Genomic DNA, 17375 nt, shown 5'->3' on the forward strand with positions numbered 1-17375 from the left:
ATTCGGCAGGCCAATCACACAGTCTTGAACGTGTTGACCGGCTCCGGAAAATGACAGGCGACGCGATGCGAACCGCCAGCCGGATCGAGCGGTGGTTCGACGGCAGCGCAGATCGCCTGCGCCTTGAAGCAGCGCGTGCGGAAGCGGCAGCCGGATGGTGGGTTGAGCGGGCTCGGCACGTCACCGGTCAGTACGATGCGCTCGCGCTTGCGCTCCTTCTCGGGATTGGCGAGCGGCACCGCCGACAGCAGCGCCTGCGTGTAGGGATGCAGCGCCCTCGAATAGAGTTCGGCCGCGGGTGCGATCTCGACGATCTTGCCGAGATACATCACCGCGACCTGGTGCGAGATGTGGCGCACGACCGAAAGATCATGTGCGATGAACAGATAGGATGTGCCGAAAGACTGCTGGATATCCCTGAGCAAATTGAGCACGCCAGCCTGCACCGAAACATCGAGCGCCGAAACCGGTTCGTCGAGGATCACCACTTGCGGGTTCAGCGCAAGCGCCCGGGCGATGACGACACGCTGGCGCTGGCCGCCTGACAGTTCGTGCGGATAGCGCTTGCCATGCTCGGGATTGAGCCGCACCAGTTCGAGCAGTTCGGCGACGCGGGCGCGGCGGTCGGCCGCCGACATGTCGCTCATGCGCAGCGGCTCGGCGACGTTGTCGGCAATGCGCATGCGCGGATGCAGCGACCCGTACGGGTCCTGGAAGACCAGCTGGATGTAGCGCCGCATCAGGCGCATGTCTTCGTGGTTGAGGGCGAGCAGGTTCTGGCCCCGGAACCAGCTTTCGCCGCTGGTCGGCTCGATCAGCCGCATCAGGCAGCGTCCGAGGGTCGACTTGCCGCAACCGGATTCGCCGACGAGGCCCAGCGTTTCGCCCGGCGCCAAGTCAAAGGACACATCGGCCACCGCACGCACATGGGCAACCGCGCGGTCGAAGACGAGGCCACCGCGAACCGGAAAATCCTTGACAAGATGGCGCACGGAAAGCGCCGCCGCCGGCTTGGTTTCGACTTGAGTTTGCTCCACTGCGCTCATGGGGCCATGCTTCCACTGTCCAGTTCTGCCGCCGCCAGCGAGGCGCTATGGAAGGGCGGCAAGGTCGTCGCGAAATGGCAGGCCGAGAAGCGGCCGCCTATGTCGTGCAAAGGCGGATCCTCGGTCCGGCAGCGTGCCTCGGCATAGATGCAGCGCGGATGGAAGGCGCAGCCGCCCGGCAAGCGCCCAAGTGCGGGTGGCGAGCCATCGATCGAAAACAGCCGCTCGCGGCTTTCCTCGAGATTGGGGATCGAGGCAATGAGGCCGCGCGTATAGGGATGGCGCGGGTCGGCGAACAGCTCGGATACGCCAGCCTGTTCGACGACACGGCCGGAATAGACGACCGCGACGCGGTCGGCATGACCGGCGACGACGCCGAGGTCATGGGTAATCAGCACCAGGCCAAGGCCGAGCCGCTCCTGCAACGAACGCAGCACTGCCAATATCTGCGCCTGCACCGTCACATCGAGCGCCGTGGTCGGTTCGTCGGCGATCAGCAAATCGGGATCGTTGGCGACGGCCATGGCGATGACCGCGCGCTGGCGCATGCCGCCGGAGAATTCATGCGGATACTGGTTCACCCGGCGCTCCGGCTGCGGGATCGCCACCAGATTGAGCAATTCCACCGCCCGCGCCATGGCCTGCTTGCGGGTGACGCGCTGATGCAGCCTGACCGCCTCGGCGATCTGGGCGCCGACGGTCATCACCGGGTTTAGTGAGGACAGCGGGTCCTGAAAAATCATGGCGATGCGCGCGCCCCTGATCTTGCGCATTTCGCGTGACGATTTGCCGACCAGTTCGTCGCCGTTGAAGCGGACCGAACCGGTGACGACCGCGTTCTTCGACGTCAGGCCGAGCGCGGCGAGCATGCCGACGGACTTGCCCGAGCCGGACTCCCCGACAATGCCGACCACTTCGCCCTTGGCGACTTCGAGGTCGATGCCGCGCACCGCTTCGAACTGATCGCCTGCCCGCCGGAAGCCTACCCGCAGGCCGCGTATGGACAGCAGCGGCTCACCTTTGCCCGCCTTGTCGACTGCACCCGGCGGCGCTGTAGATATCTGTGCGCTCATCGCTTAATCCGACCTTGGATCGAGAATGTCGCGCAAGCCGTCGCCGATGAAGTTGAAGCCGAGCACGATGGTGAGGATGGCGACGCCCGGACCGAAGGCGATCCACCATTGGTAGAAATGGACGGCGCCATCCGAGATCATCGACCCCCATTCGGGGGTCGGCGGCGTGGCGCCGAGTCCGATGAAGCTGAGCGACGCGGCAAGCAGCACGACCTGGCCAAGATCCATGGTCGCGCTGATCAGCACCGGGGTCCAGCAAAGCGGCAATATGTGCGTGAACAGCACGCGGCGCGGCCTGGCGCCGGCGGCGATCGCCGCCTCGACATGCTCACGCTCCTTCACCTCCAGCACCTGCGCCCGCATCAGCCGGGCATAGACCGGCCACCAGACCAGAACCATGGCGATGGCGGCATTGCCGAGGCCCGGCCCAAGCGACGCCGCGACGGCCATAGCCAGCAGCATCGGCGGGAAGGACAGAGTGACGTCGACAAGCCGCATGATCGCCGCACCGGTCAGCCCGCCGACGAACCCGGAAATGGCACCGAGCAGCGAGCCGATCACCACAGCCGAGACGACGACCAGAACCGCGATCGGCAGCGAATGCGCCGCCCCGTGCAAGGTGCGGGCGAGAACATCGCGGCCGAGAGCATCGGTGCCGAGCCAGTGCGCCCAGCTCGGCGGCTGCAAGCGGCGCGCGACCATTTCGAGCGGATCGAACTGTACGATTAAGGCGGCGAAGACGGTCATGAACAGCCAGAACAGGATGACGACCGTGCCGATGACCAATGGCGCGGTCAGCCATTCGGGAACAGCGGCGGAATGGGATTTGGTTGTGACCGCCGACATCAGCTCAACCTCACGCGCGGATTGGCCACCACGTAGAGGATGTCCGTGATGAGGTTGGTGACCAGGAAGGCGAGGCCGCCGACGATGGTGACGCCGATGATCGCCGGGAAGTCGAGCGCGCGCGCCGCCTCGACGGCATAAGAGCCCATGCCGGGCCAGGAAAAGATGGTTTCTGTCAGCACCGCGCCGGTGATCAGATAGGCGAAGGAATAGCCGATGACGGTCAGGGTCGGTACCATGGTGTTGCGCAACGCATGGACGATGACGACGCGGAATTCGCTCGCCCCCTTGGCGCGCGCGGTGAGGACGAACTCGCGGCTCATCACATCAAGCATGTTGGCGCGCACCAGCCGCGATATGGTGCCGGAAACCGTCCAGCCGAGGACGAAGGCCGGCAGAAGCAGGTGCCAGAGCGCGTCCTTGAAGACGGTCCAGTCGCCAGCCAGAAGCGAATCGATGGTCAGGAAGCCGGTGATGCCGGGCGGCAATGCCAGGCGGGCATCGACCCTGCCCGGCCCCGGCAGCCAGTTCAGCATGACGGAGAAGATGAACAACAGGCCGAGCCCCGACCAGAACACCGGCAGCGAAGAGCCGAACAAGGCGAACAGCCGCGCGCCATGGTCAATCAGGCTGTTGCGGAAATAGGCGGCCAGCACACCAAGCACAATGCCGAGCGTGGTGCCGAAGATCATCGCAGCGAAAACCAGTTCGAGCGTTGCCGGCAAGCGGTAGAGAATGTCGGTGCCGACATTGCGCTTGGTGATGAACGAGGTGCCAAGATCGCCGCTCAGCAGATTACTGAGATATATCATATAGCGTTCCGGCAAAGGACGATCGAGACCCCAGCGCGCCTTGGCGGCGGCCACCACTTCGGGGTTGCTCATCTGCTGTTCGGCGACAATCGCGGTCAGCGGATCGCCCTTGGTCACCGTGGTGATCAGGAAGGCAATGGTGACGATACCGAGCCAGAAACGGCATGGCGATAAGCCGGCGCAAAATATAGCGAGACACGTGGCTACCTTCACAAGGACGGGCTTCGTAAGATGGCACAGGGCGCTGGGAGATGCCATCGAGGGAAGCATATTGACAGGGAGGGAAAGCGCCTGTCAAATATAAATGGAATTTAATTTCATTTTTGGGAAAGCGCCGGCGACACCGGCCCGACAGGCGGACGACGACGCCAGAAAGACCTCAGCGTGCGCAAGCGAGCGACCAGGGACGAGACGGAGCTTGAAGGCGAAGGCGCGCAGCTTTCGTCGTCGCTGGTGCGCGGGCTCGGCATCCTGCGCGCCTTCCGCCCGGGCGATGCCTCACTCGGCAACCAGGACATCATTGCCCGCACCGGCCTGCCCAAGGCCACGGTTTCGCGCATCACCTATACGCTAAGCGCGCTCGGCTATCTCCTCTACGACAAGGACCTCGGCCGCTACAGCCTGGGACCCGCCACCGTGGCGCTGGGTTATTCGGCACTGAGTTCCAGTGCGGTCGTCCACGTCGCCCGGCCGCTGATGCAGCCGCTGGCCGATTTGACGGGGGCGGCGGTGGCGCTCGGCACCCGCGACAGCCTCAACATGGTCTATCTGGCCAATTGCCGGTCGGAGAGCCTTGTCACGCTGCGCCTCAACCCGGGCTCCTACCTGCCGATCTGGAAGACATCGATGGGGCTGGCCTATGCGGCGGCCCTTTCACCTGAGGAGCGCGCTCGCCTTGTGGAGGCTTTGCAGGAGGCCGAGCCGGACAGGGCGGCGATGATCGGGGCGACGATCGACGATGCGATCGCCCAGTATGCAGACAAGGGCTATGTGACGTCGTTCGGCGCCTGGCACAGCTATATCCATGCGGTCGGCGTGCCGTTCCGTCCGAGTGACGGCTCGCCGCTGGTTGCCATCACCTGCGGCGGCATCGGCGAGATCATCACGGAAGAGCGCGCGCATGCCGAGATCGGACCGGCGCTGGTGGCGATGGTGAAGGCGCTGGGCAGAGAGCTCGAGGGAAATCCCGGGTAACGGGATTGGCCCAGACGATCGGCCTCGCATGCCGGCTTGAACTCGCCTGATGGGGACCGCACAGTCGCAGTCGATGGTATGGCGGTCGCGTGCCGTCATCGTCCATCGGGTTGGGATGATCGGGAAAATAGGATGCCGATGAATTTTACAGGGCGGTTCAGCGGTCGAGCGGCGGTGATCACCGGCGGCGCTTCAGGCATCGGTCTGGCAGTGGCTCAGAGGATTGTCGAAGAGGGCGGACGGGTTTCAGTCTGGGATCGCGATCCGGCTCAGATCGAACAGGCCAAAGCCACCCTTCCCGGCCTCCACGGTGTTGCCATCGACGTCGCCGATGCGGCCGGCGTGGAACGCGCCAAGCAGTCGGCGATCGAAGCGCTTGGCGGTGTCGACATCCTGGTCACCAGTGCGGCGATCACCGGGCCGAACATGACGACCTGGAACTATTCGACCGAGGATTGGCAGAAGGTCATCGACATCAACATCAACGGCGTCTTCTACTGCAACAAGGCGCTCGTGCCGCACATGCTCGAGCGCAACTATGGCCGCATCGTCAACATAGCCTCGATCGCCGGCAAGGAAGGCAATCCCAATGCCTCCGCCTACAGCACCTCGAAGGCCGCGGTGATCGGCCTGACCAAGTCGCTCGGCAAGGAACTGGCCAAGACCAAGGTGACGGTCAATTGCGTCACACCGGCGGCCGTGCGCACCGCTATCTTCAAGCAGATGAGCCAGGAGCACATCGACTTCATGCTGTCCAAGATACCGATGGCGCGCTTCGGGGAGGTCGAAGAGGTGGCGGCGCTGATCTGCTGGATTGCCTCGGAAGAGTGTTCGTTCACGACCGCCGCCGTATTCGACGTTTCCGGCGGCCGCGCCACCTACTGAGGCAGGACGCATCTCAATTCCGCGTGACGACGCAACGAACGGGAGCGTAGGGGCGTATAGTCCCAGGCGTCGAATCGACGTTGACGCAACAAAGCTATACGGGAAAGCTATGACGCGGCATGACAGTTCAGCATGCGTGATGATCTGCCGGTGCGGGGCAACTGGTTGGCGGTTGACGGACGCTGCAACCATCCGGCGGGAGCTTGTTTCCTTTGCTTAGAGCCGAGCCTGCCGCGCTGTCCGACGACGAGCTTCTGGACCGCTATCAGCGCGCCGCCTTCGACTATTTCCTCGAGAACGTGAACCCCGAAAACGGATTGGTCGCCGACACGTCGCGGCCGAATTCGCTGGCCAGCATCGCTGTCGTCGGCTTCGCGCTGTCCAGTTATCCGATCGGCGTCGAGCGCGGCTGGATGGCGCGCGATGCCGCCGCGAAGCTGACGCTGGCCGCGCTGCGCTTCTTCTCGGCCAGCCCGCAAGGCCATAGCGACGACGTCACCGGCCACAAGGGTTTCTACTACCATTTCCTCGATATGCGGACCGGCCTGCGCGTCTGGCGCTGCGAACTGTCGATGGTGGATACGGCATTGCTGATATCGGGCATGCTGGTGGCGGGCGCCTATTTCTCCGGTGACGATGACGAGGAAGCCGAGATCCGCCAATTGGCAGAGGCGCTCTACCGGCGCGTCGACTGGCGGTGGGCACAAGGCTCAAGCCCGACCTTGCGACAAGGCTGGAAGCCGAAGAGCGGCTTTCTCCACTATGGCTGGGAGGGCTACAACGAAGCCACGATCCTCTACATCCTGTCGATGGCTTCGCCCGACAGCCCGACCTCGGACAACAGCTACGAGGGCTGGACGGCGACCTATCAGTGGGAAAACATCTACGGCTACGACGTGCTGTATGGCGGTCCGCTGTTCATGCACCAGTTCTCGCATGCCTGGATCGATTTCGCCGGCATCCGCGACGCCTTCATGCGCGAGAAGAACTCGGACTATTTCGAAAACAGCCGCCGCTCGACCTATCTGCACCGCGACTATGCACGCCACAACCCTTACGGCTATGGCGGCTACGACGAGAACCTTTGGGGTCTTTCGGCGGGCGACGGGCCAGGCGGTTTTCGCACCAGCGTGGAGCGACAGCGCCGGCGGTTTTCCGGCTATGCCGCGCGCGGCGCGCCGTTCGGGCCCGATGACGGGACGATCGCGCCTTGGTCCTATCCGGCATCACTGCCTTTCGCCCCGGAGATCTGCTTGGCGGCGTTGCGCCATCTCGGTGATCGCTACCCCGAGGTGATCGGTAATTTCCGACTGCCGAGCGGTTTCAACCCGACATTGGCGAACCGGCGTAAATTCGGGAGGCACGGCTGGGTGTCGGAAGGCCACTATGGGCTGGATCAAGGCATCGTGGTGATGATGATCGAGAACCATCGGTCAGGGTTGATCTGGAGACTGATGCGGTCAAATCAACACATCCGCAACGGCCTGCGCAAGGCCGGGTTCAATGGCGGCTGGCTGTCTCAGCCAGCAAGCCCGGCGTCGGGTGGCGGCGATGTCGCGTGACCGGACCAGGACTACCGCCTTTCCTGTCGATCACAACGACATCGAGCTGATCAAGAGCGCCCACCCGCCGCACTGGAAGAACCCGCAGCCGGACGGTCCCTACAACCTCGTCGTCATCGGTGCCGGGCCGGCTGGGCTAACCGCCGCCTACGAAGCGGCCGGCCTCGGCGCAAGGGTCGCGCTCATCGAGCGCAACCTGATCGGCGGAACTTGCGTCAATGTCGGTTGCATCCCGTCGAAGTCGATCATCCGCACCGCAAGGCTTTATGCCGACATGCGCGATGCAGAGAATTTCGGCGGCGACATGCCGGACCGTCTTCACGTCAACTTTCAGCGCGCCATGACGCGGATGCGGCAGATCCGGCAGCGGATCAGCCGCGCCGATGCCGCCGGTTGCCTGGTTTCCGAAGGCATCGACCTTTATTTCGGCGAAGCGCGGTTTTCCGGAAGGGACACTGTCACGGTCGCCGGACAAATCTTGCGTTTCAGGAAGGCGCTGATCGCGACAGGCGCGCGCCCGAGGCTGCCGACGATCCCGGGGCTTGCCGACGCCGGCTATCTCAGCAACGAGACCATGTTCGATCTCACGGAGTGCCCGAAGCGGCTTCTGGTCATCGGCGGCGGACCGCTCGGTTGCGAGGCGGCGCAGGCCTTCTGCCTGCTGGGCGCGAAGGTCATCCAGGCGCAGCGCGAACCGATGTTCCTGCCCGGTGAGGAACGCGATGCCGCCCAAATCCTTTCGGACGCGCTGGCGCGCGAGGGTGTCGAGGTTCGCCTGAACACCGAGGTGGTGGCGGTGCGGACGGAAGGCGGCAAGAAGCTCGCCGACCTGGTGTGCGACGACATCACGACGACGATTTCCGTCGATGAGATCATCACTGGCATCGGCCGATCGCCCAATGTCGACGGCCTCGACCTGGAAAACGCCGGGGTGGCATACGATGCCGACGGTATCAAGGTGGACGACTGTCTCCTCACCACAAATCCGCGCATCTATGCGGCGGGCGATGTCTGCCTCGCCTACAAATTCACCCACACCGCCGAGGCGACAGCCCGCATGGTCGTGCGCAATGCCCTGTTTCTCGGACGCAGGAAGCTGAGCGAACTGGTCATTCCGTGGTGCACCTATACCGATCCGGAGATCGCCCATGTCGGCCTCTATCCGGCGGAGGCGCGCCAGAACGGCATCCCGGTCAAGACCTATACAGTGCTGATGCACGATGTCGCCCGTGCGGTTATGGACGGCGAGGAGGAGGGTTTTGTCAAAATCCACGTCAGGGAGGGGTCCGACCGCATCCTGGGCGCCACGGTCGTTGCCAGCCATGCCGGCGAGATGATCAATGCGGTGTCGCTGGCGATCAAATCGGGCATGGGATTGCGTGCGCTGGCCGACGTCATCCATCCATTCCCGACGCAGGCGCAAGGCATCAAGATGGCCGGCGACGCCTATCGGCGGACAAGGCTCACCTCATCGTGGAAGCGTCTGGCGGGCCGCTGGTTGGCGTGGTCCAGGCGATGGTGATATTCCGGCAGCCTGCCGCAACTGGTGCATCTGACAATCAGCGACGATGCGGCGCTTGACGAAAGGCTCGTCGGCTGAACAAGTCGAAGCCGATTGTTATGGTTTGGGGCCGTCACGCATGCCGTCTGGAATGAAGTCTCAGGCGCAAAGCCCAGAGCGTCCACTTTGAAACCCGCGGGCGCACAACCGCTCGACGCTGTCTCCGCGGCGAAAGCCGGGCGACGTGTGCTGGTTGTGTCCCACGATCCAGCCTTTCCGCCGATCTCAGGCGCGGATCTGCGGAACTATCGCAATGCTGAGTCTGCTGCGCAATTCGGCCCGGTCTGCCTGGTATCTGTGCTGCCGCAGGCGACGGAAACAACCGATCCGTCGATCCGCACCGAAGCCTTGTCGATCAAGGGAGAGGCCCGCTCCAGTTCGATCGGGTGGTGGCGTATAAGGGCGGAGCGTCGCATCTCGCGCGTCGCCTTGACGCGGCTGGAGACACTGGTTCGGGACTTCCGCCCGGACACGGTGCTGATCGAGGGCATCGGCCTGTTCAAGCTGCTGCGGCCTTTGCGGGCACTGACGAAACAGCTCATCCTCGACATGCACAATGTTGAGTCCGACCTGGCGGGTCAGCTGCGGCACGTCGATGCGAAGCGGGCTGCGGTGGCGACGATCAGCGAGGGCCTTGGCATCAGGCGTCTCGAGAGAAAGGCGCTTGCCCTTGTCGACAGGGTCTGGGTCTGCTCGAGCCAGGATCGAGAGCGGTTGATGGCGCTTTCCCGGCACAAGTTGCCGATCGATGTCGTTCCAAACGGAATTCCGCATGCCGGGCACAGCCCCGAAACGCTGCCCGCCGAGCCCGTATCCGACGAAAGCTTTCCGGTGATCCTGTTCGTCGGCCATCTCGGCTATCCGCCAAACGTCGATGCCGTCCAGAGGTTAGCCGGCTCCATACTTCCGCGCATCCGACTGGCCTTGCCGACCGCGACACTGATTCTCGCCGGGCGCAACCCGACAACGGCCGTGCAAGCGCTGGCAGGATTGCCTGGCGTGGAGATCGTCGAAGACCCCGGAGACATGGCGCCGCTTCTGTCGAGAGCGCATCTCACCATCATCCCGCTTGCGGCAGGCGGCGGCACCCGCATCAAGATTCTGGAGGCGATGGCGTGGGGCGTGCCGGTGATCGCCACGCCTCTGGCGGCCGAGGGCCTGGACCTGGTCGACGGGGAGGAACTGCTGCTGTCGGATACCGATGAAGGACTTGCCGAGACGGCTGTCGGACTTTGCCTGGACGCGGACCGCAGGGCACGGCAGCGCATCTGCGCGCATCAAGCGGTTTGGGCAAGGTTCGGCCCAGAAGCCATCCGCAATGCCGTCCGCGGCGGGCTGGGGCTGGACGAGGCTGGCACATGATCCCTCCCTCCACCAGATATGGAGGAGCGACGTCGCTCCACATCGCTTGCAGGAGCTCCGCTTCGCACCGCGTCCAACCGGAATTTCGTGGCCTGCCCTATCGGGATGCGTGCTGAAGCTCTTGCCGAATGGGGCCGAGATAGGTTTGCGGATGCAAGCGTCGCCAAACATGGTCCCGGTCGGTCAGATGCGCGACCTGCTCTATCCAGCGTCTCGGCGCATCGGGATCCCTCACCTCATGCCAGTCATCGACGATAATGACAGGCAGGCCCTGGTAGAGCGGGTCGAGCGGCGAGGTCCTGGTGACGACGATACAGCCGAGATAAAATAGCTCCCATGTCCTATGGCAGTCCAGGCCGTTGCCTTCGGTGGACAGCACGAGCGGGTATTGCGAGTACAGTTGCCAGATCGAGCGTTGCGAGACGCGTTTCGTCAGGAAATCGACGTGCGGACATCCGCCCAGGGCATCAAGCAGTTCCCGGCGCTGCTTCGAGCCATTGCTGATGCTGAAATCAGAGAATAGCCTGGGCGGGCGGCGGTCCACATGATCCTGCCGGGCGCGTATGATTTCCAGTTGCCTCACAAGCCCTGCCGGCGTGGCAAGGGACCTAGGCGTGTGAAGATCGAGCCCGATCGGGAAAGGCTTCACCCTGGGGTGAGTGCCATCACAATTCTGGCTGTACCAGGAGACCAGGAAAGGGTTGGCGAGAAGCTGGTCGACGGTGTCCTTCGCCAGATCCGACGGCACCGAAGCATCCCCATCGGTCGTCAGCAGCGTGAATGGTGCCGTAATCGTCGGCAGCACGATCCTGACAAACGTGTCGAGGTCGCAGGTTTGCGCATCCCTGGACAAGGTGCTCAGGCGCAGCCAGACGATGCCATGCGCGCCGCTGTAATGTTGGCGGAAAAATGCCTCGCTCTGCGTAGATGCAGTTGGCGCGTTGCGATACCAGCGCGGCCCGGCGAAATCGCAGAAATGCCCGATGCCCTGCGACCACAGCACGGGCGGAACGCCAAGAAACCTTAGCGCCCTGGAGTAGACGGCTCTTTTGACAGCCCTTCGAAACCTGCCCATCGGCAACTCCTAGCGCGGATGCCAATAGCGTTGCAACGTCCTGCCTTGCACCGCCTTGAGCCGAACCAGGGGCCAAAAATTTCGAACCGTCTGGCGGCATCGCAACTGGCTGACGATCTCGCCGGCTGCAGTGCCGCGGCCAACCCCCCGGCTCGGCCGGAGGCACACGGCGGTCTACAGACTTGATTGTGGCAAAGGTCGAAGTGCTTGCGGTTCAGCGCAAGACCGCAGGTCTCAATCGTGCAATTCCCGCGATATCGGCGGACCGAGGGAGAAATCCGAGAACGTTACCTCAAAGCCTTCGCGTTGCGGCGAACAGCACATCATGCCGATATCGACCGTCTTCGAGGTCGGGAAATAGGCAAGCCGCACAGGCTTCCAGTGGCTCTCGGAAGCGTCGAGGTACTGGACGCGGATCGCCTCGGCGTGACGGGTCAACCGGATCCTGACGCCGTTCGGATCGGCATGAATGGCGACCAGCGACCAGTCTGACGTGTCGTTGGTGACGACGACGGAGAAATAGGCAAGGCCGTCGGTGTACTCGATACCGGCCTTGATCCAGTGCGTTTCGCTGAGCCGGACCATCAGCCCGGCCTGATCATAGAGGACCTCGTAGTCGCCCTTGACCGTGACTTCGGCGCTGAAATCGCCCTCGACAGGCCGGTGCAGGAAGTGGCCGTTGTCGCGCCAGAAACCGTAGAAGGTCTCGCGCCAGAAATCGGTCTCCTTGCCGGTGCGCACACGAACGCTATCGCCCTCGATGGCGTGGTGCGGCGGCGGGTTAAGCCAGGTCAGATCTTGCACTGTCATCCTTTCGCGCCGCTCCAATCCAGATGTGCATGGCGGTGTTGCCGGCATGGTCGGCAGTGACCGATCAGTCAGGCGGATCGGTCGACGGCCGATCAGCCTGCGAACGTATAGGCCGTCTTCACCGTGGTGTAGAACTCCGCCGCATAGTGGCCCTGCTCGCGCGGCCCATAGCTCGAGCCCTTGCGGCCGCCGAAGGGAACATGGAAATCGACACCCGCCGTCGGCAGGTTGACCATCACCATTCCGGCCTCCGAATTGCGCTTGAAGTGCGTGGCATGCTTGAGGCTCGAGGTGCAGATGCCGGAGGTCAAGCCGAAGGGCGTGTCGTTGGCGACGGAAAGCGCCTCGTCATAGTCCTTGACGCGAATGACGCTGGCGACAGGTCCGAAAATCTCCTCGCGCGAACTGCGCATGGCATTGGTGGCCTCGGTGAGCAATGCCGGCTGCAGGTAGAAGCCTGGCGTCTTGCGGTCGAGCCGCTCGCCGCCGAAGGCGAGCGTGGCACCTTCCCTGACACCGATGGCGATATAGTCCTCGTCCTGCTTCAGCTGCGTCGCGTCGACGACAGGACCGATCTGGGTCTGCGCGTCGAGCGCATCGCCGATGACCAGTTTGCTCATGCGGTCCTTGAGGGCATCGACGAAACGGTCGTGAATGCCGTCAGCCACAATCAGCCTGGATGACGCGGTGCAGCGCTGGCCGGTCGAGAAGAAGGCGCCATTGAGCGCGCAATCGACGGCGATCGCAAGATCGGCATCGTCGAGCACGACCAGAGGGTTCTTGCCGCCCATTTCAAGCTGGAACTTGCGCATGTGTTCGATGCTTGCCGCGGCAACGCGCTTGCCGGTACCGACCGAGCCGGTGAAGCTGATGGCGTTGACGTCGGGACTGTCGAGCATCGCCTGGCCGACGACCGAGCCCTTGCCCATGACCAGATTGAGCACGCCCTTTGGCAGGCCGGCGCGATGCAGGATATCGACGATGGTCCAGGCGCTCTCGGGAACCAACTCAGCCGGCTTGAAGACGACGGTGTTGCCGTGTGTCAGCGCCGGGGCGATCTTCCAGGCCGGAATGGCGATCGGAAAATTCCACGGCGTGATGATGCCGACCACGCCGACCGCCTCGCGCGTCATCTCGACGCCGACGCCCGGTCGCACGCTCGGCACGACCTCCCCGGTCAAACGCAATGTTTCGCCGGCAAAGAAATCGAATATCTGGGCGGCGCGAATGGTCTCGCCTATGCCTTCGGCCAGTGTCTTGCCTTCCTCACGCGCCAGGTTGCGGCCGATCTCGTCCTTGCGCGCCATGATCTCGTCGGCGGTCTTTTTCAGCACCGCGTGGCGCGCCAGCGGACCGGAACGGGACCATGCCGGGAACGCCGCCTTGGCCGCGGCGATCGCCTGCTGAGCCTGTTCGACACCCGCCGAGGCATAGTCGCCGACGATGTCGCCGGTATCCGAGGGGTTGATGTTGCGCGAACCGGCCTCGCCGACCCACTCGCCATCGATGAGGTTCTTTCGAAACAGCGTCATATCGTGTGTTCCTGCTTGTTGGCCGCGCGGGCATCTGTCTGAACTGGTATTTGCCAGACAATTGCCTCGCGGGAAAGCAAACAGTGAACCAGCAGCCGCGACAAAAATCCCCCCGCTTGCGCCGCGCGGATGGCGGGTGACGACATTGCCTCATCGAGCCTCGATGCGGCCAACATCCATGGTGCGTCGTCCGGCTTGGGCCGATTTCCTCTATACACTTCTGTCCATAGCCTTGATTTGCCTGAGGCAGCATGTCATGCGTCGTGCCGATGGCAGCTCTCGAAACGACGATTCAGCGCGCCGGCGCCACCGGCAATATCAAGGCCACTCGCGAAGACTGGCTGAAGCTTGCGCTCGAAACGTTGATCTCTGACGGTGTCGAACGCGTCCGCGTGCTGACACTTGGACAGAAGCTCGATGTGTCGCGTTCCAGCTTCTACTGGTATTTCAAGAGCCGGCAGGATCTGCTCGACCAGCTGCTGGATTACTGGCGGCAGACCAACACCAAATTCATCGTCGAACGCGCCAGGCGGCCATCCGCCACCGTCATTCGCGGGGTGATGAGCATTTTCGAATGCTGGGTGGACGAAAGGCTGTTCGATCCACAGCTGGATTTCGCGATCAGGGCCTGGGCCCGCCGCTCGCCCGCCATCCGGCGCGCCCTCGACGAGGCCGACGAGGAGCGTGTCAACGCCATCCGCGACATGTTCATGCGCCACGGCTATGAGGAAGAAGACGCGTTCGTGCGAGCCCGCGTGCTGTACTTCATGCAGATCGGCTATTACTCGCTTGAGCTCAACGAGCCGATGAGCAGCCGCCTGCCTCACGTCGCCGGCTATCTGCGCAGCTTCACCGGCCAGGAGCCTCCGGCGGAGGATGTCGAAGACTTCTCGCGCTATGTCGAGAAGACGCTTTCGCGCAACCGATAGTAAGGCCCGCTCGGCCGCCGCGGCCTGACGATTTCGCTTAGCGCATCCCAATAGCAAGCACGTTTGCTGCCGACAGCAGCAGAGGAGCCCCTCTGCTGCATCGGCGCAGAGCGGAGTCATGGGCCGCTCATTCCATCGCCTTTCCAAGCTCTAGACACATATGTACAATACCGATAGGGTTCGCCCCACTGAATGGGTGGAGTGCGACAGGATGAAATCCCAATACAGGGCGATCGTCATCGGCGGCGGCGTGGTTGGAGCCTCGGTGCTCTATCACCTGGCGAAGTTCGGCTGGAACGACGTCGCGCTGATCGAACGCGAGGTACTGACAGCGGGATCGAGCTGGCATGCGGCCGGCGGGTTCCATGCGCTGAACGCCGATCCCAACATCGCCGCCCTGCAAGCCTACACGATCGACCTGCTCTCCGAAGTCGAGAAGGAATCGGGCCAGAGCATCGGCATGCACATGACCGGTGGCATCTCGGTCGCCTCGGCGCCGGAGCGCTGGGAATGGCTGAAGGCCTCCTACCGCATCTTCCAGACCATGGGCATCGACGATGTCCACCTGGTCGGTGTCGATGAGATCAAGCAGCGCTGCCCGATCCTCAACACCGACGGCATGCTGGGTGGGCTCTATGCAGCGCGCGAAGGCCATATCGATCCCTCGGGCGTCGTACACGCCTATGCCAAGGCGGCCAGGCTGCGCGGCGCAGACATCATCGAGCACAACCGGGTGATCGAACTCAACCGCCGCGCGGACGGCTCCTGGGACGTGGTCACCGAGAAGGGCACGGTCATTGCCGAGCATGTCGTCAATGCCGGCGGGCTGTGGGCCAAGCAGGTCGGGCGGATGGCCGGCATCGACCTGCCAGTGTCGCCGATGGAGCACCATTATCTCGTCACCGAGGCGCTGCCCGAAATCCAGGCGCTGGACAAGGAATTGCCGCTGATCGTCGATCTCGAAGGCTTCACCTACATGCGCCAGGAGCAGAAAGGCCTTCTGCTGGGTATCTATGAGGTCAACCACAAGCACTGGAACATGGACGGGGCGCCCTGGGACTACGGCATCGAATTGATCCAGGAAGACACCGACCGCATCGCCGACGAACTGGCGCTCGGCTTCAGCCGTTACCCCTGCCTGGAGACAGCCGGCATCAAACGCTGGGTGAACGGCGCCTTCACCTTCTCGCCGGACGGCAATCCGCTGGTCGGCCCGGTGCGCGGCGTGCCCAATTACTGGGTGGCGTGCGGCGTCATGGCGGGTTTCCTGCAAGGCGGCGGCGTCGGCAAGTCGCTGGCCGAATGGATGATCCATGGCGAGCCGGAAGCCGATGTCTACGGCATGGACATCGCCCGCTATGGCGACTTCGCCTCCAACCGCGAATACATCAGGCAGACCACCGGGCAGTTCTATTCGCGCCGTTTCGTCATGAGCTATCCCAACGAGCAACTGCCTGCGGGACGGGCCTTGAAGACGACCGGCGCGCATGACGCCATGGACGCCGCCGGGGCGCGCTGGGGCAATTCCTGGGGCATGGAAGTGCCGCTCTATTTCGCGCCGCAAGGTTTCGTCGAGACACCGACGCTGAAGCGCTCCAACGCCTTCGACATTGTCGCACAGGAATGCCGCAAAGTGCGCGAAGGTGTCGGCCTGCTCGATATATCAGCCTTCTCGCGCTACGAGATCACCGGCCCGCAGGCCGAGGCTTGGCTCGACCGGCTGCTTGCTTGCGCGCTGCCCAAGCCGGGACGCGCCAAGCTCGCGCCGATGCTGGGTGAAAACGGCAAACTCAAGGGCGATCTCACCGTCTTCAACTGGGGCGATGGCTCCTGGTGGATCATGGGATCCTACTATCTGCGCCAGTGGCATATGCGCTGGTTCGAGCAACATATGAGCGATGGCGTCACCGTTCGCGACATTTCGGACGCCGTCGTTGGTTTCTCGCTCGCCGGTCCCAATGCGCGAATGCTACTTGAGCGCCTCACACATCAGGACGTTTCGCACCAGGCGTTCGGCTTTCTCGCCTGCAGGACGTTCGATGTCGGACTGGTGCGGGCGAAGGTCGGACGACTGTCGGTCATCGGCGAACTCGGCTACGAGATTCATTGCCGGGCCAATGAGCACATGGGCCTGCGCCGCGCGCTACTTGCCGCAGGCAGCGATCTGGGAGTCACCGAATACGGCTTCAGCGCGGTCAATTCGCTGCGGCTCGAAAAGAGCTTTGGCATCTGGTCGCGCGAATTCACGCAGGACTATACGCCTGATGAGACCGGCATGGACCGCTGGGTCGCCTTCGACAAGGGCGATTTCATCGGCCGCGAGGCGGCCCTGAAAGAGCAGAAGGCTCCATCGAGGCGCACGCTGGTGACGCTCGAAATCGACGCGGCGGATGCCGATGCCAGCGGCTACGAACCCATCTGGAACAAAGGCAGGCTCGCCGGCTTCGTCACTTCGGGCGGCTACGGTCACACGGTCGGCAAGAGCCTCGCCATGGCGCTGGTCGAGCGCGAAGCGGCCGATATCGATACGCAGTTGACAACCCACATCGTCGGTGTCGAAAGAGGTGCGCGCGTCATCGCTTCGTCGCCATACGACCCACTGGGCAAGGCGATGCGGGCATGACCGATCGAACCGGTGACGTCGGTGCGGAAGGCCATGCGATGATCCACGTTTCTTTCCTAAAATCA

General features: G+C 63.4%; 13 protein-coding genes and 1 pseudogene. 7 read left to right on the forward strand and 7 right to left on the reverse strand.

Going from position 1 to position 17375, the window contains the following annotated elements:
• Positions 1-14: 14 nt before the first annotated feature.
• From NKJ67_RS01550 to NKJ67_RS01565, 4 genes and pseudogenes are all read right to left on the reverse strand, one after another.
• On the reverse strand, positions 15-1046 hold the full coding sequence (locus NKJ67_RS01550; RefSeq protein ID WP_127272704.1) for an ABC transporter ATP-binding protein: 1032 nt from the start codon (positions 1044-1046) through the stop codon (positions 15-17).
• Positions 1043-2119 carry an ABC transporter ATP-binding protein gene (locus tag NKJ67_RS01555; RefSeq protein ID WP_127328824.1) on the reverse strand — a complete coding sequence of 359 codons (1077 nt, stop codon included), beginning with the start codon at positions 2117-2119 and terminating at the stop codon, positions 1043-1045. The genes NKJ67_RS01550 and NKJ67_RS01555 overlap by 4 nt, the downstream gene beginning before the upstream one ends.
• A gap of 3 nt (positions 2120-2122) precedes the next feature.
• Complete coding sequence (locus NKJ67_RS01560) at positions 2123-2965, reverse strand: ABC transporter permease (protein ID WP_127276927.1); 843 nt, start codon at positions 2963-2965, stop codon at positions 2123-2125.
• Positions 2965-3943: pseudogene (locus NKJ67_RS01565) on the reverse strand (ABC transporter permease). Before NKJ67_RS01565 ends, NKJ67_RS01560 begins: the two are co-directional and overlap by 1 nt.
• Positions 3944-4161: 218 nt before the next feature.
• Between NKJ67_RS01565 and NKJ67_RS01570 the strand changes: the two are divergent.
• The 5 genes from NKJ67_RS01570 (at position 4162) to NKJ67_RS01590 (ending at position 10341) form a co-directional block, all read left to right on the forward strand.
• Positions 4162-4971, forward strand: a complete 810-nt coding sequence (locus NKJ67_RS01570; RefSeq protein ID WP_352580199.1) for an IclR family transcriptional regulator — start codon at positions 4162-4164, stop codon at positions 4969-4971.
• A 132-nt stretch (positions 4972-5103) separates the two neighbouring features.
• The gene (locus NKJ67_RS01575; protein WP_127266933.1) at positions 5104-5856 is read left to right on the forward strand and encodes an SDR family NAD(P)-dependent oxidoreductase; all 753 of its coding nucleotides are present in this window, start codon (positions 5104-5106) and stop codon (positions 5854-5856) included.
• A 212-nt stretch (positions 5857-6068) separates the two neighbouring features.
• Positions 6069-7418 (forward strand): glucoamylase family protein, encoded by a 1350-nt coding sequence (locus tag NKJ67_RS01580; protein WP_352580200.1) that lies wholly within the window; start codon positions 6069-6071, stop codon positions 7416-7418.
• Entirely contained in the window at positions 7408-8940 is a 1533-nt protein-coding gene (locus NKJ67_RS01585; RefSeq protein WP_352580201.1) for a mercuric reductase, read from the forward strand. The genes NKJ67_RS01580 and NKJ67_RS01585 overlap by 11 nt, the downstream gene beginning before the upstream one ends.
• 234 nt (positions 8941-9174) lie before the next feature.
• On the forward strand, positions 9175-10341 hold the full coding sequence (locus NKJ67_RS01590; protein ID WP_352580202.1) for a glycosyltransferase family 4 protein: 1167 nt from the start codon (positions 9175-9177) through the stop codon (positions 10339-10341).
• Between the two features lie 97 nt (positions 10342-10438).
• Here NKJ67_RS01590 and NKJ67_RS01595 read toward each other — a convergent pair whose 3' ends face one another.
• From NKJ67_RS01595 to NKJ67_RS01605, 3 genes are all read right to left on the reverse strand, one after another.
• Positions 10439-11416, reverse strand: a complete 978-nt coding sequence (locus NKJ67_RS01595; protein WP_352580203.1) for a hypothetical protein — start codon at positions 11414-11416, stop codon at positions 10439-10441.
• A 234-nt stretch (positions 11417-11650) separates the two neighbouring features.
• Positions 11651-12226 carry a DUF1349 domain-containing protein gene (locus tag NKJ67_RS01600; RefSeq protein ID WP_292680706.1) on the reverse strand — a complete coding sequence of 192 codons (576 nt, stop codon included), beginning with the start codon at positions 12224-12226 and terminating at the stop codon, positions 11651-11653.
• Between the two features lie 92 nt (positions 12227-12318).
• Entirely contained in the window at positions 12319-13758 is a 1440-nt protein-coding gene (locus NKJ67_RS01605) for an aldehyde dehydrogenase family protein (protein ID WP_352580205.1), read from the reverse strand.
• 269 nt (positions 13759-14027) lie between these two features.
• On the opposite strand from NKJ67_RS01605, the gene NKJ67_RS01610 reads away from it, so the two are divergent.
• Both NKJ67_RS01610 and NKJ67_RS01615 read left to right on the forward strand, forming a co-directional pair.
• Positions 14028-14687: a TetR/AcrR family transcriptional regulator gene (locus tag NKJ67_RS01610; protein WP_164748900.1), complete on the forward strand. Its 660-nt coding sequence runs from the start codon at positions 14028-14030 to the stop codon at positions 14685-14687.
• A 211-nt stretch (positions 14688-14898) separates the two neighbouring features.
• Entirely contained in the window at positions 14899-17310 is a 2412-nt protein-coding gene (locus NKJ67_RS01615) for a GcvT family protein (RefSeq protein ID WP_352580206.1), read from the forward strand.
• Positions 17311-17375: the final 65 nt, after the last annotated feature.

The sequence above is a fragment of the Mesorhizobium sp. M0088 genome (assembly GCF_040322895.1).
In the GTDB taxonomy this organism is placed as follows: Bacteria; Pseudomonadota; Alphaproteobacteria; order Rhizobiales; family Rhizobiaceae; genus Mesorhizobium.

What these genes read in the sequence shown, in the direction of transcription:
- NKJ67_RS01550 (WP_127272704.1), bottom strand. Translation starts at nt 1,046, where the DNA reads ATGAGCGCAGTGGAGCAAACTCAAGTCGAAACCAAGCCGGCGGCGGCG.
- NKJ67_RS01555 (WP_127328824.1), bottom strand. Translation starts at nt 2,119, where the DNA reads ATGAGCGCACAGATATCTACAGCGCCGCCGGGTGCAGTCGACAAGGCG.
- NKJ67_RS01560 (WP_127276927.1), bottom strand. Translation starts at nt 2,965, where the DNA reads ATGTCGGCGGTCACAACCAAATCCCATTCCGCCGCTGTTCCCGAATGG.
- NKJ67_RS01575 (WP_127266933.1), top strand. Translation starts at nt 5,104, where the DNA reads ATGCCGATGAATTTTACAGGGCGGTTCAGCGGTCGAGCGGCGGTGATC.
- NKJ67_RS01585 (WP_352580201.1), top strand. Translation starts at nt 7,408, where the DNA reads ATGTCGCGTGACCGGACCAGGACTACCGCCTTTCCTGTCGATCACAAC.
- NKJ67_RS01595 (WP_352580203.1), bottom strand. Translation starts at nt 11,416, where the DNA reads ATGGGCAGGTTTCGAAGGGCTGTCAAAAGAGCCGTCTACTCCAGGGCG.
- NKJ67_RS01600 (WP_292680706.1), bottom strand. Translation starts at nt 12,226, where the DNA reads ATGACAGTGCAAGATCTGACCTGGCTTAACCCGCCGCCGCACCACGCC.
- NKJ67_RS01605 (WP_352580205.1), bottom strand. Translation starts at nt 13,758, where the DNA reads ATGACGCTGTTTCGAAAGAACCTCATCGATGGCGAGTGGGTCGGCGAG.
- NKJ67_RS01610 (WP_164748900.1), top strand. Translation starts at nt 14,028, where the DNA reads ATGGCAGCTCTCGAAACGACGATTCAGCGCGCCGGCGCCACCGGCAAT.
- NKJ67_RS01615 (WP_352580206.1), top strand. Translation starts at nt 14,899, where the DNA reads ATGAAATCCCAATACAGGGCGATCGTCATCGGCGGCGGCGTGGTTGGA.